The organism is Xylanibacter brevis P6B11 (assembly GCF_000621825.1).
Lineage (GTDB): Bacteria > Bacteroidota > Bacteroidia > Bacteroidales > Bacteroidaceae > Prevotella > Prevotella brevis.
Window position 1 is genome coordinate 15936 of the sequence record NZ_JHXG01000006.1, and the last position, 22235, is coordinate 38170.

Below are 22235 nucleotides of genomic sequence, written 5' to 3' on the forward strand. Positions count from 1 at the left end.
AAGAGCACCGTCAAAAATAGATACTTCTTTTTCATAATTCAAGGTTTTTAGTATTAATATATAATCGATTATCTCTAGATTTTCTCGATGTGGAGGGCTTTTCTGAAAAAAAGGCTTATTCTACCCCTCATTAACTAGTAAGTAGGTTTTGGCAAAGATAGGGAATTATTTCCAATTGGCAATGGAAAAATTTAATTTTCTTTAGATTTTAACTAAAATAGTTTAATAAGTGTAAAACGGATAATCAAAAGTATAACTATCATATTGATAATCAGACAGTTCATAATCACAAAAAGCAGTACTTTTCACAAGGAAAAGTACTGCTTTTTGGTGTGAAAAGTACTGCTTTCAGCGGATTGATAAAGCCACCAACAATTGAGAGAAAAACCAAATTATATTTGAGTTTTTCCGAGATGCAGCCTAACTTCGACTTCGTCTAAGCTAGTGCAAAAGAGGGTGCAAACAAAACACCAAAACAGCCAGAATTACCACGCCATTTTAGGCAAGCAAAGATGCAAGAGTTGAGGTATTGAAAATGACCTAGCCCCTGGAGCAGCGGAATCCAGCCCCTGGATGAACCAGTTCTAGGGGCTAGATCAGTCCGTTCCAGGGGCTAGATTCCGCTCATCCAGGGGCTAGATCCAAACCAAAAGCGTTACTTTTGCGAGCTAAAAGCGTTAGTATTGCAAGTTAAAAGTATAGCTTTTGCCCATAAAGAGTAAAAGTCTAGCTCGGTAAAAGTGCCCGACTTAGGATGTCATAGTGGTGCTTTTAAGGGGTCATAGCAGTGCTTTCAGAGGGTCATAGCCATTGAGACCAACGGCCAGAGGGGGCTAAGAGCGGCGCTATGATCATTAGATATACTGCAATATCAGGTCCACAATCTCGGCCTCGGTCTTGCCGTCGGCAGAGATCACGAGCTGATAGTTACGCGTATCATAGCGCGACGTCTTCGTGTACTTGTTCACGTAGTTCTCGCGCATCTTATCTACACGCTCGATGGTAGCGCGAGCCTCCTTCTCAGTCATGTTCTGTTTGCGCATGACGCGCTCCACCCTATACGGCATAGACGCCTGGATGAGGATGCTCAGGTGGTTGGGATGATCGCGAAGCACATGGAAGCCCGTACGTCCGGCAATGACACAAGAGCCACGCTGCGACAGACTCTGCAGTAGCAGCGTCTCCTTCTTATACACATCATCGGTGGTCAACGAGTCAGGTTCGTCGCCCCGTTGCGGAAGGAAGTAGTTGGAGTTCATGCCCGGTCCCAACTTCAGAATGCGCTCCACCTCAGCCCAGAAGCTATGCTCACGTCCCTTCAGATGTTCAATCTCGTCAGCACTGAGGTTGAACAGCTTCTGCAACTCATGAATGAGCGCCTTGTCATAGAAAGGCACGCCCAACTTCTCTGCCAGCAGCCGACCCACGGTGCGTCCGCCACTGCCCAGTTCACGATTAATCGTGATAACAAAATCCTCGTTCTTCTTCATACTTATTAGATTGGTAGTTTTCACATTTTTCATTATGTCATCATGTGGCTTCCCACATTTCTTGCGGTAAAGATACAAAGATTTTCCGAAAGCACCATCACAATCCCTCCACTTTAACACATCCACGCCCCCTTCCCAGCGCCCCCACCACCACTCCCTGCGTATCTCCGCCGGGAATAAATGCATCTCCGCCGGGGACAAAAAAAAGAGTACGCGCACACACGTACGCGTACTCTTTATATATTATACAGAGCGTTAGCTTACTCAGCAGCAACGGCAGTCTCTTCCTCCTTGCGGTCCTTCTTGCTCATGGTGAGATAAGCAGTAGGAGCAGCGATGAAGATAGAAGACAGGGTACCGAACACAACACCGAGGATCATTGCGAACGAGAATGAACGGATGCTGTCGCCACCCAAGAAGAAGATGGTGAGCAGTACGATCAAGGTCGTCACAGAGGTGTTGATTGTACGAGCTAGAGTCTGGTTCAGTGAGTCGTTGAACAGGGTCTTACGATCGCGCTTAGCATAGATCTGCATGTTCTCACGGATACGGTCGAATACCACCACCTTATCGTTGATAGAGTAACCGATCACCGTCAGGATAGCACCGATGAAGGTCTGGTCAACCTCGAGAGACCAGGGCACGATGTGGTGCAGCAGTGAGTAGAAGCCGATAACTACCAGTGCATCGAGTGCCAGAGCAACGATAGAACCTACAGAGAAGGCTACGTTGCGGAAGCGCAACAGGATGTAGAGGAAGATAGCAATCAGAGCCAGAGCCACACTGATGATAGCACCCTGAGTGATGGTCTTAGCCACAGAAGGACCTACCTTAGAAGACTCGATGATAGAACCACCATTACGATCGTCGGGGTTCTTGAAGGCAGCCACATTCTCCTGAGAGATGAGACCTGCGCCCTTCAATGTCTCGAAGAGGATATTCTCGGCCTGGTCGTCGATGGTAGGATCGTTAGAGGTGATGTTCCAGTTGGTAGAGATACGAACGGTCTTCTCTGAAGAAGCACCCAGAGCAATCACGCTGGTGTAAGCCACCTTACCCTCTTCCTCGGTGAATACGTTGCTAACGAGTGCACGAACCTCCTCTACAGGTACTTCCTTGTCGAGAACTACCACATAGTTACGACCACCGGTGAAGTCGATACTCTGGTCGAGACCACGAGTAAAGAAGCTGGCGATGAATACGAGTGCTGCAACACCCCAGATGCAATAAGAAGCCTTGAACTTGCCCATGAAGTTAACGTGCATGTTCTGCATCATGTTCTTAGAGAATGGAGTGGTGAAAGAGAGGTTCTGCCACTTGTCCTTCTTCATCTGACGGTCGTAAACCAGACGGGTCATAAATACGGCAGTGAAGAACGATACGCAGATACCGATGATCAGAGTCGTTGCGAAACCACGGATAGGACCTGTACCGAATACGTAGAGGATGATACCAGTGATCAACGAAGTCAAGTTAGAGTCGAAGATAGCTGAGAAAGCGTTAGAATAACCGAGGTTCAGAGCCTCCTTGATATTCAAACCGCGGCGCAGCTCTTCCTTGGTGCGCTCGTAGATAAGCACGTTAGCATCCACAGCAGTACCCAGTGTCAGCACGATACCGGCGATACCAGGCATGGTCAGTGCAGCCTGGAACGATGTCAGGATGCCCAATGTGAAGAACAGGTTGAACAGCAGAGCCATGTTGGCCAGCATACCAGGAATCCAACCGTAGAGCACTACCATCACGCACATCAGCAGGATGAAGGCTACAACGAATGAGATGGCGCCCTGCTGGATAGACTGTGCACCCAGTGTAGGACCAACTACCTGCTCCTGAACGATACGTGTAGGAGCTGGCATCTTACCAGAGTTCAGTGTGTTGGCCAAGTCCTTGGTCTCGGTCTGTGTGAAGTTACCAGAGATCTGTGAGTTACCACCAGTGATCTCGTCGTTCACACGGGGAGCGCTGTAAACCACGTTATCCAGAACGATAGCGATGGCACGCTTGATATTGGTCTTGGTGAGGTTTGCCCAGATGCGGGTACCCTCTGTGTTCATCTGCATTGAAACGATAGGTTCGGGAGTGCCCATACCGCGTGAGTAGTCGTCCTTGGCAGAGGTGATCACGTCGCCAGAAAGAGGAGCCTTACCAGAAGGATCGCTCACCTTGATAGCGTAGAGCTGGAAGTAGTTGCCCTTCAGGGTGCCCAGACGCTCGCCCTTAGCACTCCACAGCAGCTTCACGTCAGAAGGCAGGTCTTTCTTAGCAATGTCTGAGTAGATGACTGCATTGACAGCAGCGGTATCCAACTCGTTGACATCGCCCAGCATAGCCAGACCGGCACGCTCGGTGTGGAGGTAGTAGAACAGAGGATTCTGCTTCTTTACTCGCTCAGCAGCCTCGCTATTGTCGGCAGCATTCTTGCCACTAGCCAACTTTGCAGCCAGGTCGTTCTGAACAGCAGCGGTGTCAGCCTTAGCCTCCTCGGCAGCCTCAGCTACCTGAGCGGTGGTGTCGGCAACCTCGCCAGTCTGATGGCTCAGCTCGGCAGCATAGTCAGTGTTCAACTTTGACAGGTAAGGCAGGATCTCCTGAGCATTGTAGGTCTCCCAGAACTCCAGGTTGGCGCTACCCTGCAACAGCTTACGAACACGCTCGGGCTCTTTCACACCAGGCATCTCGACCATGATACGGCTCTGACCCTCCAGCTTCTGGATGTTGGGCTGAACCACACCAAACTTATCGACACGGGTGCGAACAACGGTCTCGGCATTATCGATGGCAGACTGTACCTCAGCACGGATGGCAGCAACGACCTCAGCATTGGTGCTGCGGGTTGACACCTTGTCGCGCATCTGCTGAGTAGCGAAGATGGCAGCCATAGGACGAGTCTCGTTCTGCTCCCACATACGGGCAAAGATAGAAACGAAGTCTCCCTGAGTCTTCTTCTCTTCCTCACGAGCCAGATTTAATACTTTGCGGAAACCAGGGTCGCTCTTGTGATCGGCCAGCATATCAACGATATCGGGAACCGATACTTCAAGAACCACGTTCATACCGCCTTTCAGGTCAAGACCCAGGCCGATTTCCATCTCACGACATTCCTTGAGGTTGTAGGCCCAGAACCATACTTTAGAGTTCTCGACCGAATCAAGGTACTCCAGACTAGCCTTCTCACCCTGCTGAGCAGCAATCTCAGCAGCCTTGTTCTCGTGGTAGCGAGTCACAAAAGAGAAGGAAAGATAGAAGCAGCAGATCAGCACAAGTGCGACTGCAATAAACTTTACAATTCCTTTGTTTTGCATGTTATTTATTTGTTATTTATTAAGTATTTCAAAAATTTAGCTTGCAAATATAGTGATTTTTCTACACTTACCGAAATTTTCAACCGATTTTCCTTCATTTTTTAAGGTTTCTGCACTATTTCCTTGGGTTTTAGGTTTATCGGTGATAGGTTTTTAGGGGGTTTAGGTTACTTTTTTGTCCATTTCAACGAGCAATAGATGGGGTTATGATCACTGTAGTCGGCTTTACTATCAACCTGACAGTCATAGGGTTGGAAATGGTCGGAGCAGAAGATATAGTCTATCCGCACGTTGAAGCCTTTCTTATTGTATGAAATGCCTGGACCACAACCGGTTTCGGCATAGCAGTCGTGCAGTCCCTGCCCCACCGTATGGCGGGCAAACGAGATGGGGGTGTCGTTGAAGTCGCCACACACAATCAGGGGGTACTGACGATGGTTTTCGATGTATTGATGCACAGCCTTGGCCTCGCTGGAACGCAGCACCATGGCATCTGAGAGTTTTTCCAGGAGCAACAAGGTTTCTTCCTCCGCCGCATCGCGCTCCATATTGCCGCGCAGCACTTCCTTGTAGCGCTGACGGTCGTCTAACGACAAATGGGTGCTTTCCAGGTGGTTGTTGATCACAATGACGGTATCGTCATCCACCTGTAGATAGTATGCCACCGAACCGTTTGTAAGTGATTTATAGTCAATGCGTTCCTTCTTCACTATGGGATAGCGAGAGTGGATGCCTAACGCGTTGATATTGACACTGCCAGGGATGCTCACGTGCACCGTGTCGTTGTAGGGATAGGTGTCTTTGAAGAAGGTGAGCTGATTGATCTTGGTGTTCTGTTCCTCCTGAATACAAACAATGTCGGCATCGACTTTCTTCAGGTAGGAATAGATGGTGTCGTAGGCATTGTCATAGCGGAAATTACCGCCATAGCCACACACGTTGTAGGACATAATCTTGATGCAGTCCTTGGGCTTCTCACTGCCGAAATGAATGGGAGCGTAATTCCTAATTGGTACGTACGCGAACGCGAATGCCAGGAGTGGTATCCAGACATACTTCCACTTGAAGAGCACCCACAGCACAAGGATGACCAGATTGGCCACAACAAAGAAGGGGAAAGTCATGCCCAAGCATGCCAGCAACGGATGGTCCACGGGATCCAAACGGTCGCTATAGCCCACCGCCACCATGGCCAAGGCTGTGGCCGTGCTGGCACCAAGCAGGATGCCTACCAGGAAATGTTTGATGCTCTTAAGCATGTGCGGCTACGGGGTTAACGATCATGACTGGCTTCAAAGAGTCGTCTCTTCTCGTCTTTCGACAGGCTGTCATAACCACTGATACGTATCTTGTCCAGGATACGGTCAATCTCTTCCTGACGTTCCTTCTTTCGGGCGTTATACTCCATGTCGTTGTTGGAAGTGCCATCGGTACGTGTCTGACTCGAGAAGTTGGATGTGGTGGTGAAGTTGTTGTGCCACGTCGTTTTTCTCTTGCGATCATGAGACCACCGACCGAAGAACTGGCGTCCGCCGTTCACCGTGAATCCATTATCGGCATGATTTCGCCAGTAGCGTATCAACAGGAAACCAGAGAGCATACCGCCGACGTGCGCCATGTGCGCAACGCCATCGCCATACGAGAACATCGCTGAGAACAGTTCGACAACAATATAGAACAAGACAAACCACTTGGCCTTGATAGGAATAGGCAGAGGGAAGATAAAGATGCGCTCGTTGGGGAATGTCATACCAAAAGCCAGCAGAATGGCATAGACTGCACCCGAAGCACCTATTGTCAGAGAATGATTCAGGTAAACAGCATTGTCCGACAAACTATTGAAGACATCTATTACAGAAGCCCCGGAAACCTGACTAGCCACAATGAAATAGTAGCTCACAAACTGCACCAGCTCCTGACAGACACCTGCAAAAATTCCACACGCAATGTAATAAATTAAGAATTTCTTTGCACCCCACTCACGTTCAATCACGCAACCAAACATCCACAGGGCAAACATGTTGAAGAACAAATGGGTGAAACTGCCATGCAGGAATTGATAGGTCACAAACTGAAACAAGTGGAAATTGCTGGCCAGGAAAAAATAGAGACCACCCATCTGCTTCAGATCTACGCCAAGGGGTGCCAGCACCAACGTAGCTAGAAAAGCCAACACGTTGATGATGAGCAGATTCTTTGTAACTGTCGGTATATTAGCAAACATACGCAAATTTCGATATAAAACTACAATTAACGATGTATAACACTTTTGCGGGGCAAAATTACGAAAAATATCTCTTTTTCACTATAAAACGAGGGGTTAAACAACTTTTTTTAGGCAAAAAACAAAATTTTTCTCATTTTTTGCTTGTTATATAAATACTTTCCTTTATATTTGCGTCAGAATTTTGATAATCTTTTTGTATTATTCACTAAAAAAACTAAAAAATTATGAACAAGACAGAATTGGTAGAGAAAATTGCAGCTGGTGCTGGTATCTCAAAGGTTGACGCAAAGAAGGCTCTCGATGCAACTGTAGCAGCTATTAAGGGTGCTCTCGTTGCTGGTGACAAGGTAGCTCTCGTAGGTTTCGGTACATTCGCAGTTAGCGAGCGTCCCGCACGTGAGGGTATCAACCCCGCTACTAAGGCTAAGATCAAGATTGCTGCTAAGAAGGTAGCTAAGTTCAAGGCTGGCGCTGAGCTTGCAGACGCTCTGAACTAAATAATTCTGTAAAGAAAAAGTTAAGGTGCTTCTTTTCGCAAGAAGCACCTCTTTTTTTTTTATTAACCAAGAAAAGTTGCCGCATTCAATAAAAATATGTACTTTTGCGAATGCAATCATAATTATAAGCTTTTATCATGGGTAAGAAAAAAGGTGGAAAACGCATGTCAAAGCGCGATATCGCTGACGCACTACAGGCATTGTTTCAGGCGCATCCCGGTGAAACGCTCAGTTTCAAACAGATCTTTAAGTCGCTCAAGCTGAGCACCCATCCCGCCAAGATGCTGGCCATCGACGTGATGGAAGAGCTGGCATGGGACGACTGGTTGTCGAAGGTGTCGGACAACAGCTATCGGCTGAACCTGAAGACGCAGGTGCAGGAGGGCACGTTCATCCGCAAGGCCAACGGCAAGAACTCATTTATGCCGGCCGATGGCGGCAAGCCTGTGTTTGTGGCTGAGCGCAACTCGATGTTTGCACTCAACGGCGACCGCGTAAAGGTGGCCTTTATGGCTCGCCGACAGAACCACATCAAAGAAGCTATCGTGACCGAGATACTGGAGCGAAAGCACGACCAGGCCGTCGGTGTGCTGCAGGTAGAGAAGGACTTTGCCTTCCTGAACACCGAAGGCAACATCTTTGTGCACGACATCCTGATACCCAAGAAGAAGCTGAAAGGCGGAAAGACCGGCGACAAAGCGGTGGTGAAAATCATACAATGGCCATCGTCCACCTCCAAGAATCTGGTGGGTGAGGTCGTTGACGTGCTGGGCAAACAAGGCGAGAACACCGTGGAGATGCACGCCATCCTGGCTCAATATGGCTTACCTTATAAATATCCCAAGCGCGTAGAAGAGGCCGCCGACAAGATTCCTGCAGAGATTCCACAGTCGGAGATTGACCGAAGAGAGGATTTCCGCGAAGTGCTGACCTGCACCATTGACCCAAAGGATGCCAAGGACTTCGACGATGCACTGTCTATCCGCAAGGACGGCAACTGCTACGAGGTGGGTGTGCATATTGCCGACGTCTCGCACTACGTGACAGAAGGCAGCATCATCGACCGCGAGGCCGAACAGCGTGGCACCAGTGTCTATCTGGTTGACCGCACCATCCCGATGCTGCCCGAGCGCCTTTGCAATTTCATCTGTTCGCTGCGCCCCGACGAGGAGAAGCTGAGCTACAGCGTCATCTTCAAGCTCGACGAAGAGGCCAACATCAAAGACTGGCACCTGGCGCACACCGTGATTCGCAGCGACCGCCGCTTTGCCTACGAAGAGGTACAAGAGATACTGCAATCACCCGAAGCTACTGCCAAGGCCAAGAAGACGGACGGCCCCGATTGGGACACAGCCCTGCGCACACTCGACAAGCTGGCTAAGAAGCTTCGCGAGCGCCGTTTCAAGAACGGTTCGGTGAAGTTCGACCGCGAAGAACTGCATTTCGAAGTCGATGAGAACGGCAAGCCCACGCGCTGCTTCTTCAAGAAATCGACCGACGCCACCCAACTCGTAGAAGAGTTCATGCTGTTGGCCAACAAGACCGTGGCCGAATGGGTAGGCAAAGCCGGTAAGGCTGGCAAGAACGAGAAATCGGAGAAGGGTGCCAAGGGCAAGACCTTCGTCTATCGTATCCACGACCAACCCGACCCACAGAAGCTGGAAAGCCTGCGCACGGCACTGTCGCCCTTTGGCTATAAGGTGAAGACGAGCGGCACGCGCGGCGCCCTATCGAGGGGTCTCAATAAGCTGATGGAAGAAGCCCAAGGCATGCGCGAGCAGAAACTGGTGGAGACATTGACACTGCGCGCCATGATGAAAGCCAAGTATTCGACTCACAACATCGGTCACTACGGTCTGGCTTTCGACAACTACACCCACTTCACCTCGCCCATCCGCCGCTATCCCGACATGATGGTGCACCGCTTGCTCACCCGCTATCAGGACGGTGGACGCTCTGCCAACCAGAACCATTTCGAGGAGCTCTGCGAGCACGCCAGTCAGATGGAGCAAACCGCTCAGAATGCCGAGCGCGACTCTATTAAATATAAAATGGTAGAGTTTATGGCCGACAAGGTGGGCGAAGAGTTCGACGCCCACATCTCGGGCGTACAGTCGTATGGCATCTACTGCGAGATAGACGAGAACCACTGCGAAGGACTCGTCGGCATGCACGACCTGGATGGCGACTACTACGAGTTCGACGAGCGTAACTACTGCCTGGTAGGTCGTCGTCATCATCAGAAATATCAACTTGGCGATGCCATCCGCATCAAGGTGGCGCGCGCTAACATCGAAAAACGCCAGCTCGACTTTGTGCTGGCCGACTAAACTGACATGGCTATCAATTACACTAGAAAAGAAGAAATCTGGAATACATGGACACATGCCGGTGGCGCCATCATGGCTGGTGCCGTCGGCATTGCCTTTATCATCGTGGTGTGCCTGGGCAACATGAATCGCATGTGGGCAGGCATCGGCGTGGGACTCTACCTGATCGGTATGACGGGCAGCTATCTGGCCTCTACCATCTATCACGCCCTGAAGGAAAACAGCAAGTGGAAAGAGCACCTGCGCAAGTGGGACCACGCCGCCATCTATTGGCACATTGCCGGCAGTTACTCGCCCATCACCCTCATCGCCATGCGCGACTATGGCTACTGGGGCTGGGTGCTGTTCACCTTTGTATGGTCGTGCGCCATCGTGGGCACCATCATCAGTTTCGTCCGACTGAAAGAGCACTCCAACCTCGAGACCATTTGCTTCTGCATCATGGGACTGTCGGTGCTGGCCGCATTCAAGCCACTCCTCGATACCGTAGAGGCGTGGGCCGTGGTGATGATTGTTCTGGAAGGCGTCTTCTACATAACCGGTGCCATTTTCTATTCATTCAACAAGACAAGATACATGCACACAGTGTTCCACTTCTGTGTGCTGGCAGGCTCTATCTGCCATATCATCGCCGTGTGGGACATCTTGATACGCGGCATCTTCTAACTACGATGACATGAAAAGACATATTCTACTGAGCACACTCCTCACTGCTGGCATGCTGACCGCTGCAGCCCAAGGGCAACAAGACCTTGGCGACCCCACCTTTGTGCCCACCGTCAAGGTGAGCAAGACACTGGTGGACGGCGACTCTATTCAGTATATGGAGATGTCGAACGTCTATGTTTACCCCGAGCCCACGTTCAAGAGCAAACGACAGCAGCAGGCCTACATGCGACTGGTGAAAAACGTGAAGAAGGTGCTTCCGCTGGCTAAGAACGTCAGACAGATGCTGATAGAGACCGCCGAAGTACTGGAGAAGTTGCCTACGAAAAAGGAGAAAGACGAGCACATGAAGCGCGTAGAGGCTTCGATTGTGGCAGAATACAAGCCCAAGATGAAGAAGCTCACGTTCTCACAGGGCAAACTGCTCATCAAACTGGTGGACCGCGAGTGCAACTCTACAGCCTACGAAGCCATGCAGGCCTTCATCGGTCCTGTTCGTTCGGGCATGTGGCAGGCCTTCGCCTGGATGTTTGGCGCCTCACTGAAAAAAGGTTATGAGCCCGAAGGCGTTGATCGCCTGACAGAGCGCGTCGTACTGATGGTTGAGGCAGGACAACTCTAAGCCTCAACTCCCCACTCCCTTATTATCGCTCAGAATAAAGCACCTGAACCAGGGTCTGACCTACGGCTTTCAGCGTGGCAGGGTCGATATGCTCCATATCGTCTGTCACCGTGTGCCACGTAGGTCCGAAACTGCTTTCCATGCAATCGGGATAATAAGAAATAATGTCTATACAAGGAATGCCAGCCACCTCGTTGACCGGACCATGGTCGTCGGTGATCATGCCCCCATCCTGCTGAGGAAAGAACGAGCCGAAACCAGCCACCTCGGCAGCCTTCCACACCCGTTTCACCACACTGGGAGCATACTGGCACGAGAACATCTCACGATAGAAGCGTGCGCCCTGTCCGCCCACCATGTCCAAGAGGATGCCATAGCGATACCTACGGCCGTCCGTCTGCATCTTCTGCTGTGCAGCCCAATGCTGAGCGCCCAGCGCCCACGAGTCGCTCTCGTTGTCGGTGCCCCAGTCTTCTGCGTCAAAACAAACGAAGTCCACGCCGAATTGTCCCAGCGTGTCTGCTGCCGACTCAATAAGTCGGGCTATCTCGAGCATCACAGCCACCCCGCTGGCACCATCGTTGGCCCCCATCACCGGTTTGGTGTGGTTGGCCTCATCGGGATCATTATCGGCCCAAGGGCGACAGTCCCAATGCGCACAAAGCAAAATCCTATCGGTCAGTTCCGGACGGTAGCTGGCTATAATATTATTAGCCTGCAGCGGTGTTCCGTCGAAACCTTTCAAGACAGCGCGCTGCTCGGTGACCGTCATGCCAAAGCGCTGAAACTGATCCACGATCCATGCCGCACAGCGGTCGTGCGCCTCACTGTTCATCGTGCGCGGTCCAAACTCACACTGTTTGGCACAGAAAGCATATGCTGAGTCGGCAGAAAAGGTAGGTCCCGCAGGCACCATATCGCCACCCTCGTCTTTTGCACTCTTCTTCGAACCGCCACAAGCCGTGGTCAGCATCATCGTCATGATCATCACACCGATATATTTCACTACATTCATCTTCTATCCAATTGATTGATTTAGACTTGCAAAATTACTGTGAAATCCCGAAATCTCCAAATTAATTTGTGTATTTCACAAGAAAACAGTAACTTTGCCGATTGAAAAAGAATCAGGAAGCCAACAACTTAGCAAACATTCATAAAAAAATACAGATTAATATGGAATCAAAACTGGTCATTTACAATACGCTGACACGACAGAAAGAGCGTTTCGAACCACTCCATGCACCCAATGTGGGCATGTATGTCTGTGGTCCCACCGTCTATGGTGATCCCCATCTGGGCCACGCCCGTCCTGCCATCACCTTCGACCTGGTGTTCCGCTACCTGAAGCATCTGGGCTACAAGGTGCGCTATGTGCGCAACATCACCGACGTGGGCCACTTGGAGCACGATGCCGACGAGGGCGAGGACAAGATTGCCAAGAAGGCACGCTTGGAGCAGCTCGAGCCTATGGAGATAGCCCAGTACTACACCAACCGCTACCATCAGTATATGGATGCGCTCAACGTGCTGCGCCCTTCTATCGAGCCTCACGCCACGGGTCATATCATCGAGCAGCAGCAGCTGGTGCAGCAGATCTTGGACAACGGCTTTGCCTACGAGAGCAATGGCTCTATCTATTTCGACATAGAGGCTTACAATAAGAAATTCAAGTATGGCATCCTCAGCGGACGCTCACTGGAGAATATCAAGGATGCTTCGCGCGACAACCTCGATGGTGTTGGCGAGAAGCGCAACCAGGCCGACTTCGCCCTGTGGAAGAAGGCACAGCCCGAGCACATCATGCGCTGGCCATCGCCCTGGAGCGACGGTTTCCCCGGCTGGCACTGCGAGTGTACCGCCATGGGCCGCAAGTACCTGGGCGAGCAGTTCGACATCCACGGTGGTGGCATGGACCTGGTGTTCCCTCATCACGAGTGTGAGATAGCCCAGGCACAGGCTTCGATGGGTCATCCCGCCGTGAAGTACTGGATGCACAACAACATGCTGACCATCAACGGACAGAAGATGGGTAAGTCATACAACAACTTCATCACACTGGAGCAGTTCTTCACGGGCAATCACCCATTGCTCGAGAAAGCCTACTCGCCCATGACCATCCGTTTCTTCGTGCTCTCTGCCCACTATCGTGGTACGGTGGACTTCTCTAACGAGGCTCTGCAGGCTGCTGAGAAGGGCTACGAGAAACTGATGAACGCCATCAGCGACTTGGAGCGTGTGCAGGTCAGCGACAAGTGCGATACCGAGACCGAGAAGGTGGTTAAGGCGCTGCGCCAGAAGTGCTACGATGCCATGAACGACGACCTGGCTACGCCACTGGTGCTGAGCAACCTTTTCGAGGCTTGCACCGTGGTCAACAAGTTGGTGGATCATAAGGCCACCATCTGTGCCGACTGTCTGAAGGAGCTGAAGGAGACCATGGAGCTCTTTGCCTTCGACATCCTGGGTCTGAAGTCAGAGAAGAGTGGCTCTAACGACGAACGCGAGGCTGCCTTTGGCAAGGTGATGGACATGGTGCTGGAGCTGCGTGCCAAGGCTAAGGCCAACAAGGACTGGGCCACCAGTGACCAGATTCGCGATGCCCTGGCTGCCGCCGGCTTCGAGGTGAAGGATACGAAAGACGGCGTCACTTGGAAACTGAACAAGTAAACGAAAATACTGATGGGTATGAAAAGCCCGTGTATATAATGGATTAAAGAAGGGTTAGATGTGCGCCAAATGGCAACATCTAACCCTTTAATTATTTCTTTCTGAATATGAAACGTATTGCTTTTCTTTTGGTTGCAGTCTTGACGAGTGTGCTGGCTTATGCGCAGCTGGATGTCAAGGAGTTGAAACTGAGTAATGGCATGACCGTATGGCTGAATGAGGATCACTCCCAGCCGAAAGTCTTTGGCGTCGTGGTGGTAAAAGCTGGTGCAAAGGATTGCCCCAATACGGGTATTGCTCACTATTTTGAGCATATCATGTTTAAGGGTACCGACCGCATGGGTACCACTGACTATGATAAAGAAAAGCCGTGGCTCGACAGTATCTCGGCTCAATACGACCTGCTTAGCAACACCAAGGACGAGGCAGAGCGCACGCGCATTCAGAAACATATCAACGAACTGAGTCTGAAGGCTGCCGACTACGCGATTCCCAATGAGTTCAGTCGGTTGATAGCAAAATATGGTGGCAGCGCTCTGAATGCTGGCACCGGTCATGATTTAACCTATTATCATAACTCTTTCCTGCCACAGTTCATAGAACAGTGGTGCTGGTTGAACTCCGAGCGACTCATCAAACCCGTGTTCCGCGGCTTTCAGGGTGAGTTAGAGAATGTCTATGAAGAGAAAAACCGTGCTGCCGATGCCCTGGGCAATGCACAGGATAAAGTATTCCGTGCGGTGTTTAAGACCCAGCCCTATGCCTATCCTATCATTGGTTCGACGGAGAATCTGAAGAATCCGCGCTTGTCGGATATGGCTGCCTTCTATAAGAAATACTACGTAGCATCAAATATGGGCCTGATTCTCTGTGGAGACATTAAGCCCGATGCTGCGCTGACGGCATTGCTGGAGAAAACCTTCGGACGTGTGCAGACTGGTCCTGCGCCAGAGCGCATAAAGAGCCCTATGCCTACGATTGCGGCAGGTGAGCGTGAAGAGGTGAAACTGCCTATCCCCCTGGTTGGTGCAGAAGCCTTGGTATTCAAGGCCCCTACAGAGTATGAGGCAGATGCCAATGCGCTCGATTTGGCCAACAAACTGCTTTATAACGGTAAGGCTGGCCTGCTGGATTCGTTGGTCAACGAACACAAGTTGATGATGGCTGCAGCCATGAGTGCCTCGCTGGATGATGCAGCAGGCTCTGGCATCGTGGTCATTCCCAACCTCTTTGGAAAGATGAAAAAGGCAGAGGCCCGCGTGATGGAACAGGTCAGGAAGGTGATGGACGGTGATTTTTCCAACGAGCAGATGGAAGCCCTGAAGCAAGAGATGCTGATGGAGGCCGAACAGAATATAGAAACGATCAGCAATCGCTCGGATGTGCTGATTAACGCCTTCTCGAAAGGGCGCAACTGGCAGGATGTGCTTCAAAAGATGGAAGGTATTCGCCGACTGACAAAGGCTGACGTGGTGGCAGCGGCAAGGAAGTATTATGGTGCCAATTATATCACCTTGGTCAAGAAATACGGTACGTCAAAGAAAGAGACACTGAAACAGCCCGGCTATAAGCCTATCAGTCCGAAAAACATGGATGCGAAGTCGGCCTTTGCCCAGCAGTTGGAGCAGGTGCCTGTCAAGGATATGGCAGTACGTACCGTTGACTTTAAAAAGGATGTGACTATACTTCCTCTCAAGTCTCAAACCCTGCTGTATTACAAAGAGAACCCCATCAACGATGTCTTTAGCTTTACCATCCGCTACAAGAATGGCGAACTGCATACGCCCGCACTGAAGATCATGGCCAACTATCTGTCACAGTTGGGCACCGACTCACTGAAAAAACAGCAGTTGGAACAGGCATGGCAGCGTATTGGCACCACGATGGAGATAGCGTCTGGCAACGTAGCTTTCAGCATCAACCTCACGGGTCCAGACAACCAACTGGTGCCCGCCCTGCAGCTGTTGGCGCATTTCCTGCGCTCGGCCAAGGGAGATCGTGATGCACTCAAAGATGTGAAGGACGAGGATGGAGTAGAGCGTAAGAGTTTCGGAAAACAGAAAGACGACGTGTTGCAACCAGTGATACATCGTATCGCTGTTGGAGAAAGGTCGTCGTACCTCACGCAGATGAGTAGGAAGGAAGTGAAGTCTCTGACAGACGAGGACTTGCTGGCGCTCTTCCAGGAGTTGCAGCAGTACGGCTGCGAACTCTTCTACTGTGGTCGCCAGCCTATGGCGTATGTGGCGAATGAAGCGCAACGCATCCTTCCCTTAGACCAGTGCACCAAACCCCAGGCTGATACCTTCCGTCCTTTCCTGCAGTATGACGAACCAGTGGTCTATTTCTACCACGTGCCAAAGTCACGCCAGAACTATGTGGTTAGCTATGATGCCGTCGGGGCATTGCCTACACAGAAAGACCGTGCACAGTTCAAGCTCTGGGATGAGTATTTCGGAGGCAGTATGTCGTCGGTGCTTTTCCAGAATGTCCGTGAGTTCCGCTCGCTGGCTTACTCCACGGGTGGAAGTGCTTTTACTTCAAGTCTTGCCCGTCATCCAGATGCAACACAATGTTACATCACAATAACGGGCACACAAGCCGATAAGACATTGGAGGCGCTCTCAACCATAGACTCTCTGCTACATCACATACCGATGAAGGAGAATAACCTGGAAGCCTCGCGCCAGAGCGTTGTCAATGATATCCAGAATGCTTATCCTTCTTTCCGCACAGTGGGCGAATATGTAGCAAACCAACTGAGAGACGGATACACATCTGATCCTCAGGCGGATATTGCCAAGAGCATACCTGCTGTTACATCTCAGGACATCCTGCAGTTTCACCAACAGCACATTGCCTCCAACAGTAATCGTGTCTGGGTGGTTATTGGCGATAAGCATCTGACAGACATAAAGGCCCTTGCCCGCTTCGGAAAAGTCGTGGAACTGAAAAAAGAGGATGTGTATAGGTGAGGATATACATAAGTTAAGAAATAGCCTGTAATACAAAGAAATATATTGTTTCTTTTTGCTATTCGACGACTTCTTTGTACCTTTGCATCATGAATATGAAGGATTTTGAAATCATGGCTCCCGTGGGGAGCCGCGATTCGTTGGCTGCTGCCCTAAAGGCGGGAGCCGATTCGGTGTATTTCGGTGTGGAACAGCTGAACATGCGTTCGCATTCTGCCAACCATTTCACGATTGACGACCTGCGCGAGATTGCCGCCACCTGTAACGAGGCAGGTGTGAAGACCTATCTCACGGTGAACACCATCATCTATGGTGAGGACATCGAGACGATGCATCAGATCGTGGATGCTGCCGTAGAGGCAAAGATATCGGCAGTGATTGCCTGCGATATCGCCGTGATGACCTACTGTCGTCAGAAGGGCATGGAGGTTCACCTCTCTACACAGTTGAACATCTCTAACGTGGAGGCTCTGAAGTTCTACGCACAGTTTGCCGACGTGGTGGTACTGGCCCGCGAACTGAACATGGAGCAGGTGGCCGAGATCTACCGCCAGATAGAGGAGCAAAACATCTGCGGCCCCAGTGGCCAGCAGGTACGCATTGAGATGTTCTGTCACGGCGCACTGTGCATGGCCGTCAGTGGCAAGTGCTACTTGAGCCTCGACAACACAGGTCGTTCGGCCAACCGTGGTTCGTGTATGCAGATCTGTCGCCGCTCATACCTGGTGACCGACCGCGAGACGGGCACCGAACTGGAGGTTGACAATAAGTATATCATGAGTCCTAAGGATCTGAAGACCGTGCGCTTCATCGACAAGATGATGAAGAGCGGTGTACGCGTCTTCAAGATTGAGGGTCGTGCTCGCGGTCCCGAATATGTACTCACCGTGGTGCAGTGCTATAAGGAGGCCATCCAGAGCGTGCTCGACGGCACGTTCACCGAGGAGAAGAAGGATGCCTGGGACGAGCGCCTAGCCACCGTCTTCAACCGTGGCTTCTGGGACGGCTACTACCAGGGACAGACACTGGGCGAGTGGAACACCAACTACGGTTCCAGCGCCACCGAGCGCAAGAAGTACATCGGCAAGGGCGTGAAGTATTTCTCGAAGTTGGGCGTGGCCGAGTTTGCCGTAGAGGCAGGCACCTTCAGCGTAGGCGACAAGATGCTGATCACGGGACCCACCACTGGTGCGCTGTATGTCACCGTAGATGAGATCCACGACGACACCCACGCCGTAGAGACCGCCCAGCAAGGCACACGCGTCAGCATCAAGGTGCCCGAGAAGGTGCGTCCCAGCGACAAGCTGTTCCTGATAGAGAAAATTGAAAAATGAGAATGGAGATTTAAGATATGACCATCAACGAAAGACAAGACGAGATCATCGAGGAGTTCAGCGATTTTGACGACTGGATGGACAAATACCAGTTGCTCATTGACTTAGGCAACGAGCAGGAGCCACTGGACGAGAAGTATAAGACTGAGAGCAACCTGATAGACGGTTGCCAAAGCCGTGTGTGGCTGCAGGCCGACTATGCCGACGGGAAGATTCACTTCCAGGCCGAGAGCGATGCCCTCATCGTGAAAGGCATCGTGGCACTGCTCATCCGTGTGCTCAACGACCAGACACCTCAGGACATCCTGAATGCCGACCTCTACTTTATCGAGGAGATAGGACTGAAAGAGCACCTCTCTCCCACCCGCAGCAATGGTCTGCTGGCCATGGTGAAGCAGGCCCGCATGTATGCGCTGGCCTTCAGTCAGAAAGCATAAGGGGAGCGACTACTCTGCCAGGTTCTCATCATACGCATTGATGCGTTGCAGGTAGTAGTCGCGAAAATCATCCCAATGATAATATGGGGCGATATCTGTATTCAAAGGCAGAGTCGCCTCATTTTCGTTTAGCAGGATCTTGAATAACACATCCTTGTCTGAGGCATTCTTGCGGTAGAAGGCAAACTGGATGTTGGCACCCATCGGCAATACGCGATAGTCCACCCAGCCACGCTTCTCCAACTGGTCCAGATCGCCCACCTGCTGGTCGTAGCCATCAAGGCCCAACAGACAAACCAGTGGCATGATCACCATCTCATGACCAAAGCGGAGAGTGCTGCCGGGATGCGACATCTTGATGCAACTGTCAGTTTGCTGAATGATGCGGCGCAACAGGTTGCGCTGCGAATAGGGCTGATCGCCACCGTCGTACTGCGAAAAGCCATTGGTGAGATACTGCAAGACGTTCTCCTTCTGCCAGTTCTCGTATATCTCGTTGTCGGTATAGAGGTCGTAGAAGGTCATCTCCTTGCGCAGTTCGGAGCTCTGCAGATTGGAAGCCAGACGGAACAGATGGCGGTTCAGCTTCTCGCCGTCCACGCGTTGTTCCAGGTAGTCTTTGTCATTAAACAGCGCTCCCACCATGCGCTGCCAGCGGCGGCGCTTCTTACAGAAGGCATCAAAGGCCTGGCGCTTCTGGGCCGACAGACGCTCCGCCTGCAAGCCACTGTCCTGCTGACTCATATAGTACATCTCGTGAAGACTGGCATCCTGATGGATGTCCAGTTTCTGGTTCAGCAGCAACAGCTGTTGCAACGCCACGCCCATGGCCAGCACCGTCTGTCCGTCGATGGTGCTATGCGCCTCGACATGTGCGCCATCGCCAAACACGGGGCGGAAGCGTTCAAACATACGCGAGATGATGACACGCTGCTGTGACAGTCCCACCTCCGTCAGTTCGCCCCATCGCAGGTAGGCCTCAGCCTTCATTCGGCGAATACGGTCCAGCACATCCTTGCCCAGGGTGGTCAGCATGCCCTGGTCGTCGGCCTCAGTCAGGCAGTTGAGTGCGTAGTCATAGTCCATCTCCTCTTCATGATGATGCGAACCGAAATGGCCATAGTGACTGACATAGAACAAGCGTTTTCCCTCGGGCGCAGGCGTCTGTTTGCGCTGTCGCGGAATGGGATAAGCCAGAAACTCGCCCCCCGACAGTCTGAGATTCTTCTTGAACTCCTCCTTGGGTGGCTGTATCTGTGGCGGTGGTTCTATCTGTAGCTGCGCCTTGACGACTGAAGAAAGCATCGCCAGTGCCATCAGAAAAAACAGTTTTCGCATTGTTCTTAGTTATTGTTTGGTGCAAAAGTACAAAATTAATTAGAATTCTTGTTGAAAGCATCTAAAAAAATTTGGTTATTCACGTTGTTTTCAGTAACTTTGCTCCAAAATTAAGGCACATGGCAAAGAATCAAGTTTGGCACGATGACTTCTGGCTGCTGCTACTGCAACTCTACCTGAAGAAACCTGTGGGCACCAAAGCGCTCTACAGCAAGGATATGGTGGACCTGAGCCTGGAACTGCACATTGCACCACAGGCACTGCAAGCTCGCATGCGTCAGATAGAAAGACTTGAGACGCCCCTCATCGAGCGGCTTTGGCAGACCTACAGCGAGAACCCGCGCCGCCTGCAGCGCGCCGTCTCCACGCTGCGCCAGATGAAAGACTTCGGTGCCAGCGATGCGTTCTACAGTGGCGTCGAGATTCAGGAGTCGTTTGAGAAAGACTTCCGTCCGCTGGCCGAGAACGAAAGGCTGAAGCCCGTCATGCTGATACTCGCGCTCAACCTCTATTTCCAGCTGACGCCCGCCACCATGGTCGAGGAGACACCCGAAGTCGTAGAGCTGGCCCGCCAAATGAAGCTTTCTCCTGCCGAGGTCGTAGAGGTGCTCACCACCTTTCAGTCGTGCGACCCCTACTTTACCAAGAATGATGTCGAACCATCACCCCTGCTGCCCGCCTGTCAGCACATCTGGCACCGCTATGGCAACGGAGACCCCAACCAGCTGAACGAGCTGGCACAAGAACTGATGGCATATTTCAAGTAAATAATGGCTCAGATTCAGACTCAGGAACAACGACAAGAACAGCACTTGCAGCAAACCATCTCGCAGCAACAGCTGTTGAATGCACAACTGGTGGAGCTACCCCTTCAGCAATTCATTGAACGGGTCAACACCGAGATGCACGACAATCCTGCGCTGGAACAACAGACCGACGAGCCTGAATTTCCCGATAACACCGATTTCAACGACGGTCCCAACACACAGGACAATGCCGACGAGGACTACGACAGTCAGCGCGAACGCGAAGAGCGTCAGGATGCGCTCGACGCCGCCTTGGAGAGCTTTGGCCGCGACGACGAGGACCTGCCCGTATATGCCGGCAACCACTATAGTGCTGAAGAACGTGAAGACACGCCCTTTGGCGCCAGCGAGACCTTTTATGACACACTGCTGCAGCAGGTCAGCGAACTGGAACTCAACGACCAGGAGCGCTATGTCATGGAGTATCTGATCCGCTCGCTGGCCGACGACGGTCTGCTGCGCACCCCCATCGACAGTATTGCCGAGGAACTGGCCATCTATCATAACATCGATCTCAGCACAGCGGAGATTGAAAAGAACCTGAAGCGCCTGCAGCAACTGGACCCGCCAGGCATTGGTGCCCGCGACCTGCAGGAATGCCTGCAACTGCAAGTGGAGCGCAAGCTTGCCGACGACACCAGCAACGGCGCGCCACAAAATAAGCTCGACATGGACCGACTCATGCTGCGCGTCCTGGAGCATCACTTCGACGACTTCAAGAACCGCCGTTGGGACAAGTTGCAGAAAGACCTCAAGGTGGGCTCTCAGCTTATGGAAGAGCTGACCGGTGAACTGCGCCATCTCAATCCGCGTCCTGGTGCATCCATGAGCGAAACTATCGGCCACTCCATCCAACAGATCACCCCCGACTTTATCGTCGATACACAAGACGACGGTACGGTCACCTTCTCGCTGAACAACAGCGAGATACCACAGTTGCAGGTGTCCTCCTCGTTTGCCGAACTGCTGAAGGAATACCAGAACAACAAGGACACCATGTCGCGCCAGATGAAGGAAGCCCTGCTCTACACGCGCCAGAAGGTGGGGGCAGCCCAGAGCTTCATCGATGCCATCAAGATGCGTCAGCGCTCCATGACCCTCACCATGAAGGCCATCATCCAGCTGCAGCACCCCTTCTTCGAAGAGGGCGACGAGACCCTGCTGCGCCCCATGATATTGAAAGACGTGGCCGAGAAGACCGGTTTGGACATCAGCACCATCTCTCGTGTGTCTAACTCCAAATATGCCCAGACGCGATGGGGCACGTTCCCCCTGCGCTACTTCTTCAGCGAGGGCTTCACCACACAGAACGGCGAGGAACTGTCCACCCGCGTCATCAAAGCCGTACTGCGCGAGATTATCGACGAGGAGGACAAGCGCAAGCCCCTTGCCGACGATGTAATCTGCAAGATACTGGCCCAGAAGGGCTACCCCATAGCCCGCCGCACCGTGGCCAAATACCGCGAGATGCTGGGCATACCCATTGCGCGTTTAAGAAAGTCTAATTAGTCATCAGGATGTCAAAAGAGAAAAACATC

General features: G+C 51.6%; 16 protein-coding genes. 10 read left to right on the top strand and 6 right to left on the bottom strand.

Annotated elements, in window-relative coordinates:
• Positions 1-854 precede the first annotated feature (854 nt).
• The 4 genes from T496_RS0101725 to T496_RS0101740 form a co-directional block, all read right to left on the bottom strand.
• Entirely contained in the window at positions 855-1490 is a 636-nt protein-coding gene (locus T496_RS0101725) for a cytidylate kinase-like family protein (protein ID WP_197018915.1), read from the bottom strand.
• Between the two features lie 260 nt (positions 1491-1750).
• The gene (gene secDF / locus T496_RS0101730; protein WP_027449219.1) at positions 1751-4795 is read right to left on the bottom strand and encodes a protein translocase subunit SecDF; all 3045 of its coding nucleotides are present in this window, start codon (positions 4793-4795) and stop codon (positions 1751-1753) included.
• Positions 4796-4962: 167 nt separating this feature from the next.
• Positions 4963-6054, bottom strand: a complete 1092-nt coding sequence (locus T496_RS0101735; protein WP_027449220.1) for an endonuclease/exonuclease/phosphatase family protein — start codon at positions 6052-6054, stop codon at positions 4963-4965.
• A 14-nt stretch (positions 6055-6068) separates the two neighbouring features.
• Positions 6069-7019, bottom strand: a complete 951-nt coding sequence (locus T496_RS0101740; protein WP_027449221.1) for a rhomboid family intramembrane serine protease — start codon at positions 7017-7019, stop codon at positions 6069-6071.
• Positions 7020-7246: 227 nt separating this feature from the next.
• Here T496_RS0101740 and T496_RS0101745 point away from each other — a divergent pair, with 227 nt between their 5' ends.
• The 4 genes from T496_RS0101745 to T496_RS0101760 all read left to right on the top strand — a co-directional run bounded on the left by T496_RS0101745 (position 7247) and on the right by T496_RS0101760 (position 11137).
• Positions 7247-7519, top strand: coding sequence for an HU family DNA-binding protein (locus T496_RS0101745; protein WP_027449222.1), 273 nt, complete (start codon positions 7247-7249; stop codon positions 7517-7519).
• 137 nt (positions 7520-7656) lie between these two features.
• Positions 7657-9849 (top strand): ribonuclease R, encoded by a 2193-nt coding sequence (rnr, locus tag T496_RS0101750; RefSeq protein ID WP_027449223.1) that lies wholly within the window; start codon positions 7657-7659, stop codon positions 9847-9849.
• A gap of 6 nt (positions 9850-9855) precedes the next feature.
• Positions 9856-10515 (top strand): PAQR family membrane homeostasis protein TrhA, encoded by a 660-nt coding sequence (gene trhA / locus T496_RS0101755; protein ID WP_027449224.1) that lies wholly within the window; start codon positions 9856-9858, stop codon positions 10513-10515.
• 10 nt (positions 10516-10525) lie between these two features.
• Positions 10526-11137, top strand: a complete 612-nt coding sequence (locus T496_RS0101760) for a DUF4294 domain-containing protein (protein ID WP_027449225.1) — start codon at positions 10526-10528, stop codon at positions 11135-11137.
• Between the two features lie 22 nt (positions 11138-11159).
• Here T496_RS0101760 and T496_RS0101765 read toward each other — a convergent pair whose 3' ends face one another.
• The gene (locus T496_RS0101765; protein ID WP_027449226.1) at positions 11160-12152 is read right to left on the bottom strand and encodes a M28 family peptidase; all 993 of its coding nucleotides are present in this window, start codon (positions 12150-12152) and stop codon (positions 11160-11162) included.
• Between the two features lie 161 nt (positions 12153-12313).
• On the opposite strand from T496_RS0101765, the gene cysS reads away from it, so the two are divergent.
• From cysS to T496_RS0101785, 4 genes are all read left to right on the top strand, one after another.
• Positions 12314-13807, top strand: a complete 1494-nt coding sequence (gene cysS / locus T496_RS0101770; RefSeq protein WP_027449227.1) for a cysteine--tRNA ligase — start codon at positions 12314-12316, stop codon at positions 13805-13807.
• 107 nt (positions 13808-13914) lie between these two features.
• Complete coding sequence (locus T496_RS0101775) at positions 13915-16782, top strand: M16 family metallopeptidase (RefSeq protein ID WP_027449228.1); 2868 nt, start codon at positions 13915-13917, stop codon at positions 16780-16782.
• Positions 16783-16871: 89 nt separating this feature from the next.
• Complete coding sequence (locus T496_RS0101780; RefSeq protein ID WP_027449229.1) at positions 16872-18116, top strand: U32 family peptidase; 1245 nt, start codon at positions 16872-16874, stop codon at positions 18114-18116.
• Between the two features lie 17 nt (positions 18117-18133).
• Positions 18134-18553, top strand: a complete 420-nt coding sequence (locus T496_RS0101785) for a SufE family protein (RefSeq protein WP_027449230.1) — start codon at positions 18134-18136, stop codon at positions 18551-18553.
• Positions 18554-18562: 9 nt separating this feature from the next.
• Here the strand turns inward: T496_RS0101785 and T496_RS13185 are convergent, their stop codons facing one another.
• Positions 18563-19891, bottom strand: a complete 1329-nt coding sequence (locus T496_RS13185; protein ID WP_052342020.1) for a histidine-type phosphatase — start codon at positions 19889-19891, stop codon at positions 18563-18565.
• Between the two features lie 119 nt (positions 19892-20010).
• Between T496_RS13185 and T496_RS0101795 the strand changes: the two genes are divergently transcribed.
• Entirely contained in the window at positions 20011-20658 is a 648-nt protein-coding gene (locus tag T496_RS0101795; protein WP_027449231.1) for a hypothetical protein, read from the top strand.
• 3 nt (positions 20659-20661) lie between these two features.
• Positions 20662-22206 (top strand): RNA polymerase factor sigma-54, encoded by a 1545-nt coding sequence (gene rpoN / locus T496_RS0101800; RefSeq protein WP_027449232.1) that lies wholly within the window; start codon positions 20662-20664, stop codon positions 22204-22206.
• Positions 22207-22235 lie beyond the last annotated feature (29 nt).